We start from the raw sequence: 13,997 nt of genomic DNA, 5'->3' as shown, positions 1-13,997 counted from the left end.
GGTCAGCCCCCTCCCACGGGACGGTTCGCGCGGTGGAGCAGGTACAGGAAGAAGGGCGCGCCGACGACGGCGGTCACGGTGCCGACCGGCAGCTCGATCGGGGCCAGGACGAGCCGGGCGACGAGGTCGCAGACCATCACCAGCACGCCCCCGACGAGCGCGGCCGCGGGGAGCGCGGCGGCTCCGGTCAGCCCGGACAGGCGCCGGGCGATGTGCGGGGCGATGAACGCGACGAACCCGATCGGCCCGGCCGCGGCCACGGCGAACGCCGCGAGCGCCGCGGCCACGACCACGAGCCCGAGACGGGCGCGCTGCACGCGGATGCCGAGCGCCACGGCGGACTCCTCGCCCAGCGCCAGCGCGTCCAGGCCCCGCGCGAGGAGGGCCGTCGCGGGCAGCAGGAGCACGAGCCCGACCAGCAGCGGCCAGAACTCCTCCCACGTCACGCCGTTGAGGCTGCCGACGAGCCACACCGCGGCGCGCTGCACGTCGATCAGCTCGCCCACGACCAGCAGGTACGACGTGCCGGCCGAGAACGCCGCGGCCAGCGCGATGCCGATCAGCACCAGGCGGTACGGCGAGAGCCCGCCGCGCCAGGCCAGCGCGTACACCAGCGTCGCCGACGCGACGGCGCCGACGAACGCGCCGACGGGCAGCAGCGCGGCCGGCGCGCCGAGGATGAGGATCGCGACACCCGTGAGGCTCGCGCCGCCGGTGACGCCGATGATGTCCGGCGCCGCCAGCGGGTTGCGCACCAGCGTCTGGAACACCAGCCCCGAGATGCCGAGCGCCGTCCCGCAGCCCAGCCCGACCAGCGCCCGCGGCAGCCGGAGCCCCACGATGATGAACTCGTCGCTGCGCGTGCCCTGCCCGACGAGGGTGGCGGCGACGTCGCCCAGCGGGATCGGGAACTCCCCGAGGCTCACCGACAGCGCGGCCGCGACCACCCCGACGACGAGCGCGCCGGCGCACACCGCGAGCAGGCGCAGGTCGAGCAGCCGCGAGAACCCCGAGGTCCGGACGGGGACGCGGCGCGGGCGGGTCGGCGCGCCGGTGGGCGGAGCGCTCACAGCGCCACCAGCCGTCCCCGGCGCACGAGCCAGATGAACACCGGCGCGCCGATCACGGCCATGACGATCCCGACCTGCAGCTCGCCCGGCGACACGAGGACGCGGCCGAGCACGTCGGCGACCAGCAGCAGGATCGGGCCGAGCAGCATCGCGGAGGGCAGCAGCCACCGGTAGTCCGGGCCGACGAGCGCCCGGGCGGCGTGCGGGACGACCAGCCCGACGAAGCCGATCGGGCCGGCGATGGCCACGGCCCCGCCGGCGCAGCCGACGACCGCGAGCGCCGCGAGCACCCGGTTCAGCGCGACCCGCTGGCCCAGCGAGCGGGCCACGTCCTCGCCGAGCGCCAGCGCGTTGAGCGCGCGCCCGGACGCGAGCGCGAACAGCAGGCCCACGCCGAGGAACGGGGCCGCGCCGGCCAGCATCGCGAGGTCGCGCCCGGCGAGCGAGCCGACCACCCAGAACCGGAACGCGTCGAGGGTGCCGGAGTCCAGCAGCGCGAGGGCCGAGGTCAGCGCGATGAGCAGCGCGGCCACCGCGGCGCCCGCGAGCGCGAGCGTCACCGGGCTCGAGGCCGCCCGCCCCGAGGCCCCGAGCGCGTACACGACGACGGCGGCGACGGCCGCGCCGGCCAGCGCGAACCAGGAGTAGCCGCCCACCGTGGAGATGCCCAGGACGTAGATCGCCGTCACCACCGCGAACGCCGCCCCGGCCTCGATGCCGAGGATGCCGGGGTCGGCGAGCGGGTTGCGGGTGACGCCCTGGATCACCGTCCCCGCCGCGGCGAGCGCGGCGCCGACCGCGATCCCGATCAGCGTGCGGGGGAGCCGCAGCTCGCGGACCGCGACGTGCGCGTCGGTGCCGGAATAGTCGGTGAACGCCGTCACGACCTGGAGCGGGGACACCGGCAGCGCCCCCACCGCCAGCGACAGCAGGACCGCCACGACCAGCAGGACCGCCGCCACCACCAGGCCCGCCACGCGGGCGGGCCCGGTGAACAGGGGTGGGGACCTGCGGTCCTCCTCGGAGGGGGCGGTCGCGGCGGTCATTCGAGGTAGTCGCCCATCCGCCGGAAATAGTCGCCGGCGACGTGCTCGGTGCCGTCGGCGTCGAGGACCCGCTGCAGCACCAGGCCGTGCTGCCCGCCGCGCCACGACTCGGGGCCGGCGACGACGATCACGCCGCGGCCCTCGCGCGCGAACACCCGCCCGTGCGTGCCGCCGGCCTTCTGCGCCGACACCGACGCCTCGAGCACCCGCAGCCGCCGGCCCTCGTGCAGGCACCAGGCGTTCGGGTAGGGCCCGGTCTGGGCGCGGACGAGGTTGACGAGGTCCCGCGCCGACCGGTCCCAGTGGATCCGGTTGTCGGGGTCGGCGCGCTTGTGGAAGAACGACGCGTGCTCCGGGTCCTGGCGCAGCCAGTCGTGCGGGCCGTGCTCGATGCGGTCGAACGCGTCGAGCGAGAGCGGCCCGAACAGCTCGACGGTGCGGTGGAACAGGTCCTCGGTGGTGTCGGTCGGCGTCACCGGCACCGTGCGCTGGGTGATGATGTCGCCGCGGTCGAGGTCGGCGTCCATCCAGTGCGCGGTGATCCCGACCTGGCTCTCCCCGTTGATCAGGGCCCAGTTCAGCGGGGAGAAGCCGGCGTACTTCGGCAGCAGCGAGTCGTGGGTGTTCACGGTGCCGCGGGCCGGCGCCGAGAACACCGCGGGGCTGATCCACGTCCGCCAGTTGCAGGCCAGCCCGATCTCGGCGCCGGAGCCCTCGATCGTCTTGACGAGCTCGTCGTCGACGGCCTTCTCGCGGTAGACGACGGGGATGCCGTGCTCGCGGGCCAGGTCGCCCATCGACTCCTCGAAGATCGCGGGCGCCCACTCGCCCTCCTCGGGGTGGCTGACGGTCAGCACCACCTCGTGGCGGGACTCGAGCAGCGCGGCGAGCAGCCGCGCGCCCCACTTCTGGTAGCCGAACAGGACGATCCGCACGGGGGCGCTCCTCGGGCTCAGCGGAACTGGGTCGCGAACGTGTCGAGCGTGCTCATCGCGCCCTGGTAGTCCGGGCGGAAGCTCGTGGAGGGCACCTCGTCGACCTGCCCGCTGCTGAAGGCGGGAAGCCGGGCGTACACCGGGTCGGCCTGGATCTCCGCGAGCGGCTGCGTACCGATCGGGACGTAGACGGCGGTCGGGGCGTCGGCCACCCGCGGCAGCAGCTCCGGGCTGACCTCGAACGAGTCGCCGGTGCCGAACAGCGGCGGGTTGTTCGCCTTGGTGAGGACGTCGTCGGGCGTGAAGCCGAGATCGCGGGCGATCGCGGGCAGCGCGGCGGTCGGCGTGATCACGTAGGACTTGCCGTCGCGGGCCTTGTAGAGGAACACCGTCGGCTGCGGCGGCACGCGCAGCGCGCCGCGGACCTGGGCGGCCCGGTCCTGGTAGGCCTGCATCAGGCCGGGGACGCGGTCCGAGCGCCCGACGACGTCGGCGATGCGCGTCAGCTGGTCCTGCCACTGCGTGAAGGCGGGCAGCAGCACCGTCGGGGCGATCTGCTGCAGCTGCGGGTAGGCGTTCGCGGCCTGCGCGGCGGTGAAGCCCTGGCCGCCGCCGATGATGAGGTCGGGCCGGGCGGCGGCGACCTGCTCGATGGACAGGCCGGCGCCCTCGCTCGCGAGCCGCTGCGTGCCCTGCTGCTGGGCCTGGCCGGACCAGCTGGGCGGGAAGCCGGAGGCGTCGTTCTTCACGCCCAGCACGCGGGGGTCGGCCGCCACGACCGGGGCCTGGAGGGTGAACAGGTCGCCCGCGAGCCCGCCCGAGAGCACGGCGATCCGCTGCGGGGCCACCGGGACCTGCACGGGGCCGCGCTCGGACTCGACGGTGCGGGTCGCGCCGCCCCCGCCGCCCCCGCCCGACTCGCCGCCACCGCCGCAGCCGGCCAGCACCAGCAGCGCCGCCAGGCCGGCGAGCAGGGCCCGCAGCGTCGGTCGTCGGACGGCCGCGGCGTCCCTGCCCACAGCGCTGCCCACAGGGCCCACGGGTCCTCCCTCTCGTCCACCCGACGAGGGTCGGGTGCGTGGCGTGTCGGCCCGGAGGTTAGGACAGGCTTGCATCACCGCACCAGCCGGGAGATCGCCCGGCGTGGCGAGGTCGACACCCGGAGTGACCCGGACAACGGACGGACGCGCTTGCGTGGGGCGTGCCCGGAATGGTGAGTTAGGCATGCCTAACCATCCCGGGAGGACGCGTTGAGCACCGCTGTTCAGGCCCCACGGACCGAGCTGCTGGAGCTGACCGGCGCGCAGCTCGGCATCTGGAACGCGCAGTGGCTGGAGCCGGACTCGCCGCACTACCTCGTCGGCGACGTGGTCGAGATCGACGGCGAGCGGACGCTCGACGTGGGCGCGCTCGCCGAGTCGGTGCGGCGCACCGCCGACGAGGCCGAGACCCTGCACCTGCGCTTCCACGACACCCCGGACGGGCCGCGCCAGACGCTGACCGACGAGCCGCCGGCGCCACCCGAGGTCGTCGACCTGCGCGCGGAGGCCGACCCCGTCGCGGCCGCGCACGCCGCGGTGGCCGCCATCCGCACGCGGGCCGCCGAGGCCTGCCGGGGCCTGGTCGACCGCCGCCTGGACAGCCAGACGCTGCTGCGTCTCTCCGACCGTGCGGTCTGGTGGGTGCAGCTCTACCACCACGTGATCATCGACGGCTACTCCGCCGCGATGATGGCCCGGCGGGCCGCCGCCCACTACACCGCGCTGGTCCGCGGCACCGAGCCGCCCGCGCCCGGGTTCGGGGCGATCGCCGACCTCGTCACGGCCGACCAGGAGTACCGCGCGGGCGAGCGCTTCGAGCGCGACCGGGCCTACTGGCGCGACCGCCTCACCCCGCTGCCCGAGCCCACCGGCGCCGCGCGCACCGCGTCCGGTGCCCCGCAGGCCACGGTGGCGGCGTCCGTCGTCGTCCCGCCCGCGACCGTCGCGCGACTCAAGGCGGCGGGCGAGCGCTCGGCGACGACCTGGGCGGACGTCCTCATCGCCTGCTTCGCCGCCTTCCTGCACCGGGCGCACGGCGAGTCCGACGTGGTGATCGGCATGCCCCTGATGTGCCGCGTCGGCAAGGCCGCCCTGCGCACGCCGGCGATGGCGGTCAACCTGCTGCCGCTGCGCGTGGAGGTGCGCGGCGACGACGGGCTCGACGCGCTGAGCGCGCGGGTGGCCGAGCGGATGAAGGAGATGCGCTCCCACCAGCGCTTCCGGGGCGCCGACCTGCCCCGCGAGCTGGGCGTTCCCGGGCTCGGCGGGATGCTGCTGGGCGGGATCAACCTCAAGGCCTTCGACTACACGATCGACTTCGCGGGCTCCACCGGCGTCATGCGCAACGTCGCCGGCGGCCCGCCCCAGGACTACGAGCTCACCGCGACGCCCACCGCCGACGGCGGGCTGCGCCTCGGCTTCGAGGTCGACGACCGCCTCACCGACCAGCGCGGCGTCGAGTGGCGCGCGCACTCGCTGCTGCGGGTGGTCGACGCGCTGACCGCGCCCGCGGCGCCGGCGGTCGGCGCGGTCGCGCTGACCAGCGCCGACGAGCGCGCGCAGCTGCTGGCGGACTGGACCGGCCCGGCGGCGGGGGCGCCCGACGACGTGACGACGGCGATCGACCGCCTCGCCGAGCGGGGGGACCGCACCGCCCTGGTCTGCGGCGCCGAGCGGCTCACCGCCGCCGAGCTGGCGGCCCGGGTGCACCGCACCGCGCGGGCCCTGCGGGCGCGCGGGATCGGCACCGACGACGTGGTGGCCGTCGCCCTGCCGCGCTCGGTCGACCTCGTCGTCACCCTCCTCGCGGCGCTCGACGCCGGCGCCGCCTACCTGCCGCTGGACCTCGCGCACCCCACCGCGCGGTTGCGCGAGCTGATCGCCGACGCGCGGCCCGCGCTGGTCGTCGCCACGGGATCGGCCCTCGAGGCGGCCGTCGACGTCGACGCGCTGCGCGCCGAGGCGGACGCCCACCCCGCGACGCCGCCCGCCGACCGCTCGCTCGCCCCCGAGCGGCTCGCCTACGTCATCTACACCTCCGGCTCGACCGGCCGGCCCAAGGGCGTGCTCGTGCGCGCCGGGGGCCTGTCCGGGCTGCTGGCGCACCACCCGGCGACGGCGCCCGAGCTGGCCGGCCGCGGTGTCCTGCGCGTCGCGCACACCTACTCGTTCGCCTTCGACGCCTCGATCGACCAGCTGCTCTGGCTGCTCCACGGCCACGAGCTGCACCTCTACGACGCCGACCTCACCAGGGACGCCGAGGAGCTGCTCGCGACCTTCGGCGCCGACGGGATCGACGTCGTGGACACGACGCCCTCGATGGCGACGCAGCTGATCGACTCGGGCCTGCTCACCGGCGCGCACCCGCCGGCGCTGCTGATCCTCGGCGGCGAGGCCACCCCGCCCGCGCTGTGGGCGCGCGTCGTCGACGCCGGCGTGCCCGCGCGCAACGTCTACGGGCCGACCGAGGCCTCCGTCGACGCCACCGCCGCCCCGCTCACGCCCGGCGTCCCGACCATCGGGACCGGGCTGCCCGGCACGCGGGTGTACCTGCTCGACGTCGCCCTCCAGCCCGTGCCGCACGGCGCGGTCGGCGAGCTCTACCTCGCCGGCCCGCACCTGGCGCGGGGCTACCTGGGCCACCCGGGCACGACCGCCGAGCGGTTCCTCGCCGACCCCTACGGCGCGCCCGGCGAGCGCATGTACCGCACGGGCGACCTCGCCCGCTGGGTCCCGGGCCGCGGGCTCGACTACCTCGGCCGCGGCGACGGCCAGGTCAAGATCCGCGGCTATCGCATCGAGATCGGCGAGGTCGAGGGGCAGCTCGCCGACCTGCCCGGGGTGCGCGCGGCGGCCGCCCTGGTCCGCACCGACACCGGCCGCCCGCAGCTGGTCGGCTACGTGGTCGGCCCCGAGGTGGGCTCCGTGACGCCCGACGGGGTCCGGCGCGCCCTCGCCGCCCGGGTGCCCGAGCACATGGTGCCCTCCGCGGTGGTGGTGCTCGACGAGCTGCCCACCACGACCAGCGGGAAGCTCGACCGCCGCGCGCTCCCGGCGTCGGCCGGCGCCCGCTCCGGCCGCGCTGCGGAGACCCCGTCGGAGAAGGCGCTCGCCAGCGTCCTCGCCGACGTCCTGGACCTCGAGCGGGTCGCGGTGGAGGACGACTTCGTGGGGCTCGGCGGCGACAGCATCACCGCGATCGCCGTGTGCTCGCGGCTGCGCGCGCACGGGCTCGAGCTGCGCCCGCGCGAGCTGCTCGCGGCGCCGGACCTGGCGTCGCTGGCGACGCTGGCGCGGCGCAGCACGGAGCACGAGGCGCTCCCGGACGTCACCGTCGACCCGGCCGCCGTCGACTTCGACGGCCCGATCCGCGAGGCCCTCCCGGCGACGGCGCTGCAGGCCGGGCTCACCGTGCACAGCCTCGCCCGGCAGGACACCGACGCCGAGGTCTACCTCGTGCAGGGCGTGCACCACCTCACCGGTGAGATCGACCCGGCGCGCCTCGAGGCCGCCGCCGCCGAGCTCCTGCGCCGCAGCCCCGCCCTGCGCAGCGCCCTGACCACCGCCGCCACCGGCGAGGTCGTGCAGGTCGTGCCCGAGGAGGTGGAGCTCGGCTGGGCACACGTCGACGTGGCCGGCCGCGACGACGCCGAGCAGGCCGTCGCCGCCGCGGCGCGCGCCGAGATGGACCGCCCCTGGCACCCGGCCCGCCCGCCGCTGATCCGCTTCGTCCTGCTCACGCTCGGCGCCGCGGACCACCGGCTCGTGATCACCAACCACCACGCGCTGCTCGACGGCTGGTCGATGCCGCTGGTGTGCCGGACGCTGTTCGCGATCTACGACGAGCTCGGTGGCGGCACCCCGGCGCCCGTCCCGGCCCCGGTCACCGACTACCTGCGCTGGCTCGCCCGCCAGGACCGCGCCGCGTCGCTCGCGGCGTGGCGCCGGCAGCTGGCCGGCATCGACGAGGGCACACGGCTCGCGCCCGCCGCGAGGAACGCGGGCCTGGAGCGGCCCGCGCGCCGGCAGCTCGAGCTCGACGGCGCGCTCAGCGACGACGTGCGGGCCTTCGCCCGGGCGCGCGGGATCACGCTGGCCACGGTCGTGCAGACCGCCTGGGGCCTGCTGCTCGCGCGGCTCACCGGCCGCCACGACGTGCTGTTCGGTACCCCGGTCTCGGGGCGCTCCGGGCAGGTCGACGGCATCGAGACGATGATCGGCCAGCTCGGCAACACCGTCGTCGTGCGCCTGACCCACCGCGACCGCGACACCGCCGAGCAGGTGCTCGCGGCCATGCACGAGCAGTCGGTCGCCATGACCGACCACCACCACGCCGGGCTCGCCGAGGTGCAGCGGGCGGTCGGGGTGGGCGACCTGTTCGACACCCTGGTCGTCACCGAGAACCTGCCGATGTCGGCGCGCACCGGCGTCACGCTGGCGCCGGGCGTGCAGCTGGACGGCGTGGACACCGACGACGGCACCCACTACCCGCTGAACATCGTGGTGCTGCCCGAGCAGCGCATCGTCCTGCGCTTCGGCTACCAGCCCTCGGCGTTCGACGACGCCGCCGTGCGCGACATCGGCGAGCGGCTGCGCACCCTGCTGCGCGACATGGTCGACCACCCCGACCGGGCGGTGTCGCGGCTGCGCCTGCTCGAGCCGGAGCAGGAGGCCGCGGTGCTGGCGGCCGGGACCGAGCACGTCGCGCGCCACCGCGTGCGCGCCGGCTGCCTCGAGGAGTTCGCCGCCCAGGTCCGCCGCCGGCCCGACCAGGCCGCGGTGGAGTGCCGCGACCGTGTGCTGACCTACGCCGAGCTCGACCGGCGCGCCGACCGTCTCGCGCACGCCCTGCTCGCCCGCGGCGTGCGGCCCGAGCAGCCCGTCGCGGTGCTGCTGCGCCGCGACGTGGAGATGGTCGTGGCCGTGTTCGGGATCTTCAAGGCCGGCGCGGTCTACGTGCCGATGGACCCCGACCACCCCCGCGAGCGCCTCGAGTACATGGTCGGCGACGCGCACGCCGTCGCGGCCGTGACCACCGCCGCCGTGCACGCCGGGCTGCCCGTCGCCGACGACGTCCCCGTGCTGCGCCTCGACGACCCGGAGCTGCTCGAGGGGCCGGGCCCCCACGAGGACACGGACCCCGTCGACGCCCGCCGCGGCCTGACCGCGGACGCGCTGGCCTACGTCATCTACACCTCGGGCACCACGGGCCGGCCGAAGGGCGTCGCGGTGAGCCACAGCGGCTTCCCGGGCCTGGTCGCGCTGCAGGAGGACGTCGTCGGCGTCGGGGAGGAGCGCTACCTGCACTTCGCGTCGACCGGCTTCGACGTCGCGGTCTGGCAGATGATGCTGCCCCTGCTCTCGGGCGGGACGTCGGTCATCGCGCCCGAGGAGGTGCGGCTGCCCGGTCCCGAACTGCTCGACTACGCCGCCGAGCACCGGGTGACCGGCCTCAACCTGCTCCCGTCGTTCCTCGCCGCGATGCCCGCCGACGCGCAGGTCGACCCGGACGTCTTCATGGTCGTCGGCGCCGAGCGGCTCGACCCCGCGCTGGCGCGTCGCTGGGGCGACGGGCGGCGGGCGCTGTTCAACGCCTACGGCCCGACCGAGGTCACGATCAACGCGGTGACCTGGCGCTACGACCCCGCCGAGCCGGCCCTGGACACCGACGAGGGCACGCTGCCGATCGGGCGGCCCGATCCGGACGTGCGCGCCTACGTGCTCGGCAGCGGGCTGCGGCCGGTCGGCATCGACATGGTCGGCGAGCTCTACCTCGCCGGGCCCGGCCTGGCGCGCGGCTACCTCGGCCTGCCCGGCCAGACCGCCGGCGCCTTCGTCGCCGACCCCTTCGGCCCGCCCGGCGAGCGGATGTACCGCACCGGCGACCGCGTGCGCCGGCGCGCCGACGGCCAGCTCGTCTACCTGGGTCGCACCGACGACCAGGTGAAGGTCCGCGGCGTGCGCATCGAGCCCGCCGAGATCGAGGCCGCCCTGGCCCGCCATCCCGCCGTGCGCGCGGGGGTCGTCGACATTCGCGACGACCGCCTCGTCGGCTATGTCGTCCCCGTCGACGGGGCGCAGATCGACCCCGCGGCGCTGCGCGCGGACCTCGCGGCCGTGCTGCCGACCGCGATGGTGCCCACCGCGCTCGTGGCGCTCGACCGCCTGCCGCTGGGGCCGAGCGGGAAGCTCGACCGCGGCGCGCTGCCGGCCCCCGAGCACGGCGCGACGCCGTCGCGGGCGCCGAGCACGCCCGCCGAGTCGGTGCTGCTGGGCGTGCTGCGCGAGGTGCTGGAGAACGACGCCGTCGAGCTCGACGACGAGTTCGTCGACGTCGGCGGCGACAGCATCGTCTCGCTCGCCCTGGTCTCGCGGGCCCGGCGCCGCGGAGTCGAGCTGTCGGTGCGCGACGTGCTCGAGGGCGGCACCGTCGCCGGGATCGCGGCGCGCGCGACGGTCGGCCCGCCGGGCGACGACCGTCCCGCCGCGCTGGACCTCCCGCGCTCCCACGTGCTGCCGCTGCGCCGCGCGGGCACCGCCGCCCCGCTGTTCTGCGTGCACCCCGCCGGCGGGTTCGCGACGGTGTTCACCGGGCTCGTGCGCGAGCTGCCCGCCGACCGCCCGGTGATCGGGCTGCAGCTGCCCTCGCTGGACGGGGCGGCGGTCACCGCCCCGACGATCGACGAGCTCGCGGCGGAGTACCTGGGCACGATCCGCGGGATCCAGCCCGCGGGGCCGTACCACCTGCTGGGCTACTCGTTCGGCGGCAACGTCGTGCACGCGCTCGCCGCGCAGCTCGTCGCGGCGGGGGAGGAGGTCGCGTTCACCGGGCTGATCGACTCCGGCCCGCTGGCCGCCGAGCGCGCGGACGGTCGGGGTCCGGACGCCGACGCCGTCGAGGCGGAGCTGCGCGCGGCCCTGCCGCCCGGGGCCGCCCAGGAGGCGCCGGAGCTCGTCGAGACCGTGCGGGCCGCGGTCGAGCAGACGGTCGCGATCCGGAGCGCCTCGCACGCGCCGCGGTACGACGGGGTCCTCACCCTGTTCGCGGCCGCGCAGGGTGCCGAGGGGGACGGCGCGCAGCTGGCCGCGGCCTGGCGGGAGCTGGTCGGCGCCGAGCGCATCGTCGCGCACCACGTCGAGGGCGACCACGCGGCGATAGTGGCGCCGCGGGGCTGGGCCGCGATCGGGCCGGTCGTCGCGCGGGCGCTGGCGTGAGCGGTCAGTGCGGGACGGCCGCGGGCTCCTCGTCGTGCCCGTGCCCGTGGCCGTGAGCCTCCCCGTCACCGGGGTTGTGGTCCTCGTCGAACATCGACAGGCCGAGCTTCCAGTACCCGGTGATCGACACGTCGGACCGCGCGAGGCGCAGGTCGTCGCGCACCCAGCGCCGCAGCGGCTTGATCGACCCGGCCTCGCCGGCGATCCACACGTACACCGACTCGCCGGGGGGCACGGCGACGGCGAACACCGCGCGTGCCAGCACGTCGCTGCGCCCCGCCGCGACCCCGTCGCGGTGCAGCCAGGTCACCGCGACGCCCGCGGGCGCGCCGAGGTCGACCTCCTCGGTGGCGTCGGCGACCTCGACGAACACCCACCCGCGCGCCGACCGGGGCATGTTCTCGACCCAGCGCGCGATCGCCGGCAGCGCGGTCGTGTCGCCGGCGAGCAGGTAGCGGTCGTAGTGCTCGGGCACGGCCAGGCCCGCGGGCGGCCCGGCGACCCACACCGGCTCGCCGGGCCCGACGCGCGACGCCCACCCCGCGGCGAGCCCGCCGGGGTGCAGCACGACGTCCAGGTCGAGCTCGCCGGCGACCGGGTCGTGGCGGCGCACCGTGTAGTCACGGGTCGGCGGCATCGGCTTCGGCCAGGAGAGCATGAGGCCGTTCTGCTCGGGCACCCGCAGCCCGCCGTCGGGGTCGGGGAAGACCAGCTTCACGTGCTCGTCGACGACGCTGTGGCTCTCGAAGCCCGCGAGCTCGGGCCCGCCCAGGGTCAGGCGCAGCATCGCCGGACCGACCCGGCGCGTCCCGGTGACCTCGAGGCGGCGGATGCGGATCGGGTAGGGCACCTTGGCGCCCCCCTCGCCCCGCCGGGCCTCCGCGACGCGCTCCCGGGGTCGGTCCCGGTCCATGGGCAGCTCCTCCTCGGTCGGATCGATCAGCGCCGACCCTGCCACAGCCCGACGCCCGGTTGTTAGGCAACCCTTAGAGTGCCCCGAGACCCGGAGGACCCGTGACCGCGTCCGACACCGAGCCGCCGACCGAGATCGACGGCCCGCTGCTGCGCACCGCGTTCGTGCTGGTGCTCGGCACGTTCATGGCGACGCTCGACGCGACGATCGTGAACGTCGGCATCGACACCCTGGCCCGGGAGTTCGGGGCGTCGGTCACCGAGATCCAGTGGGTGACGACGGCGTACCTGCTGGCCGTGACCCTGGCCGTGCCCTCGTCCGGCTGGATCGTCGACCGGTTCGGCGGGCGCCGGACCTGGATCGGCGCGGTGGTCCTGTTCCTCGCCGGGTCCCTGCTGTGCGCGCTGGCCTGGTCGACGGCGAGCCTGATCGTGTTCCGGGTGATCCAGGGACTCGGCGGCGGGCTGCTCCCGCCGGTCGGTCAGGCCCTGGTCGCGCGGGCGGCCGGCCCGAAGCGCATCGGGCGCGTCATCAGCATCGTCGGCGTCATCCCGCTGCTCTCGCCGGTGTTCGGGCCGGTGATCGGCGGGTCGATCCTCGCGGTGGCCGACTGGACCTGGCTCTTCTGGGTCAACCTCCCGATCGGCCTCGTCGCCGCCCTGCTGGCGTGGAAGTTCGTGGCGCCCAACCCGCCCGCCGCGGCGGGCACGACGTTCGACGTGCTGGGGGCCGCGCTGCTCCCGCCGGGACTCGCGGTGCTCGTCCTCGGGCTCACCGAGCTCGGCAACGGCCGGCCGCTGACCTCCGCCCCGGTGCTCGTCGGCCTCGTCGGCGTGGTGATGCTCGCGCTCTACGCCGTGCACGCGCTGCGCACCCGCGGGGTGCCGCTGATCGACCTGCGGCTGTTCACCCGGCCGCCGTTCGGGGCGGCGGCGGCCGCGCTGATCGTGCTGGGCGCCTCGGTCTACGGCGCGATGTTCCTGCTGCCGCTGTACTTCCAGATCGGGCGCGGGCTGACCCCGTTCGCGGCCGGCCTCCTTCTCGCCCCGCAGGGCGTCGGCGCCGCGCTCGGCTCGGTCGTCACCAACCGCACGGTGGACAGGGTCGCGCCGCGCACCCTGGTGCTCACCGGGATCGGGCTGATCGCCCTGGGCACCGTGCTGTTCACGCAGCTGGGCAGCGTGCCGCCCGAGCCGCTCATCGTGGCCTCGATGCTCGTGCGGGGCCTGGGGCTGGGCATGATCGGCGCGCCGGTGATGAGCCTCGTGTACTCGTCGATGCCGCACGCCCAGCTGCCACGGGCGGCGAGCGCGCTCAACCTGCTCAACACGCTCGGCGGGTCGGTCGGCACAGCGGTGCTCGCCGTGATCCTGCAGAGCCGGCTCGCGGCGCGCGCCCCGCTGGGCGAGCCGGGGATCGCCCTGGCGTTCGCCGACACGTTCTGGTGGACGCTCGGCTTCTGCCTCGTCGCGGTCATCGGCGCGGCGAGGCTGCCCCGCCGCGCGCCGGCGGCGGGGCAGCGCTCCTAGCGCCTAGTGGTGGCCGCCGCCCTGCCCGCCGCCCTTGCCGCGGAACTTGTTCAGTGCGTCCTGCGCCTTCTGGCGGTTCTTCGGGTCCTGCGCGTAGCGCTTGGCCTGGTCGGTGTACTTCTTGCCCTGCGGGCTGCGCAGGAACTCCTGGATCTTCGAGAACAGACCGGGCACGACGACTCCCTGGTGCGGCGGGGTGGGCTGTCCACCCCTCATACCCCCAGGTTATCGCCCGAATCGGGCGCCACG

8 protein-coding genes are annotated in these 13,997 nt (G+C 76.1%); 2 read left to right on the top strand and 6 right to left on the bottom strand.

Going from position 1 to position 13,997, the window contains the following annotated elements; translation table 11 throughout:
• Positions 1–2 precede the first annotated feature (2 nt).
• From PHK61_RS18580 to PHK61_RS18565, 4 genes are read right to left on the bottom strand one after another with little or no spacing between them, the layout of a single operon-like run.
• Positions 3–1,070, bottom strand: coding sequence for a FecCD family ABC transporter permease (locus PHK61_RS18580; RefSeq protein ID WP_274282502.1), 1,068 nt, complete (start codon positions 1,068–1,070; stop codon positions 3–5).
• The gene (locus PHK61_RS18575) at positions 1,067–2,116 is read right to left on the bottom strand and encodes a FecCD family ABC transporter permease (protein ID WP_274282501.1); all 1,050 of its coding nucleotides are present in this window, start codon (positions 2,114–2,116) and stop codon (positions 1,067–1,069) included. Before PHK61_RS18575 ends, PHK61_RS18580 begins: the two co-directional genes overlap by 4 nt.
• Positions 2,113–3,051 (bottom strand): methionyl-tRNA formyltransferase, encoded by a 939-nt coding sequence (locus PHK61_RS18570; RefSeq protein WP_274282500.1) that lies wholly within the window; start codon positions 3,049–3,051, stop codon positions 2,113–2,115. The genes PHK61_RS18575 and PHK61_RS18570 overlap by 4 nt, the downstream gene beginning before the upstream one ends.
• 17 nt (positions 3,052–3,068) lie before the next feature.
• Positions 3,069–4,082, bottom strand: coding sequence for an ABC transporter substrate-binding protein (locus PHK61_RS18565; RefSeq protein WP_274282499.1), 1,014 nt, complete (start codon positions 4,080–4,082; stop codon positions 3,069–3,071).
• Positions 4,083–4,301: 219 nt separating this feature from the next.
• On the opposite strand from PHK61_RS18565, the gene PHK61_RS18560 reads away from it, so the two are divergent.
• Entirely contained in the window at positions 4,302–11,306 is a 7,005-nt protein-coding gene (locus PHK61_RS18560; RefSeq protein ID WP_274282498.1) for a non-ribosomal peptide synthetase, read from the top strand.
• A gap of 4 nt (positions 11,307–11,310) precedes the next feature.
• Here the strand turns inward: PHK61_RS18560 and PHK61_RS18555 are convergent, their stop codons facing one another.
• A complete protein-coding gene (locus tag PHK61_RS18555; RefSeq protein ID WP_274282497.1) occupies positions 11,311–12,219 on the bottom strand; it encodes a siderophore-interacting protein in 909 nt (302 codons plus the stop codon).
• Between the two features lie 101 nt (positions 12,220–12,320).
• Between PHK61_RS18555 and PHK61_RS18550 the strand changes: the two genes are divergently transcribed.
• Positions 12,321–13,748, top strand: coding sequence for an MDR family MFS transporter (locus tag PHK61_RS18550; protein ID WP_274282496.1), 1,428 nt, complete (start codon positions 12,321–12,323; stop codon positions 13,746–13,748).
• 3 nt (positions 13,749–13,751) lie between these two features.
• On the opposite strand, the gene PHK61_RS18545 is transcribed toward PHK61_RS18550, so the two are convergent.
• Positions 13,752–13,964, bottom strand: coding sequence for a hypothetical protein (locus tag PHK61_RS18545; RefSeq protein WP_274282495.1), 213 nt, complete (start codon positions 13,962–13,964; stop codon positions 13,752–13,754).
• Positions 13,965–13,997: the final 33 nt, after the last annotated feature.

This window comes from Actinomycetospora lutea (assembly GCF_028737205.1).
Classification (GTDB): Bacteria; Actinomycetota; Actinomycetes; order Mycobacteriales; family Pseudonocardiaceae; genus Actinomycetospora; species Actinomycetospora lutea.
This window is presented reverse-complemented; position numbering and strand designations above follow the sequence as displayed.

What these genes read in the sequence shown, in the direction of transcription:
- PHK61_RS18575 (WP_274282501.1), bottom strand. Translation starts at nt 2,116, where the DNA reads ATGACCGCCGCGACCGCCCCCTCCGAGGAGGACCGCAGGTCCCCACCC.
- PHK61_RS18555 (WP_274282497.1), bottom strand. Translation starts at nt 12,219, where the DNA reads ATGGACCGGGACCGACCCCGGGAGCGCGTCGCGGAGGCCCGGCGGGGC.
- PHK61_RS18545 (WP_274282495.1), bottom strand. Translation starts at nt 13,964, where the DNA reads ATGAGGGGTGGACAGCCCACCCCGCCGCACCAGGGAGTCGTCGTGCCC.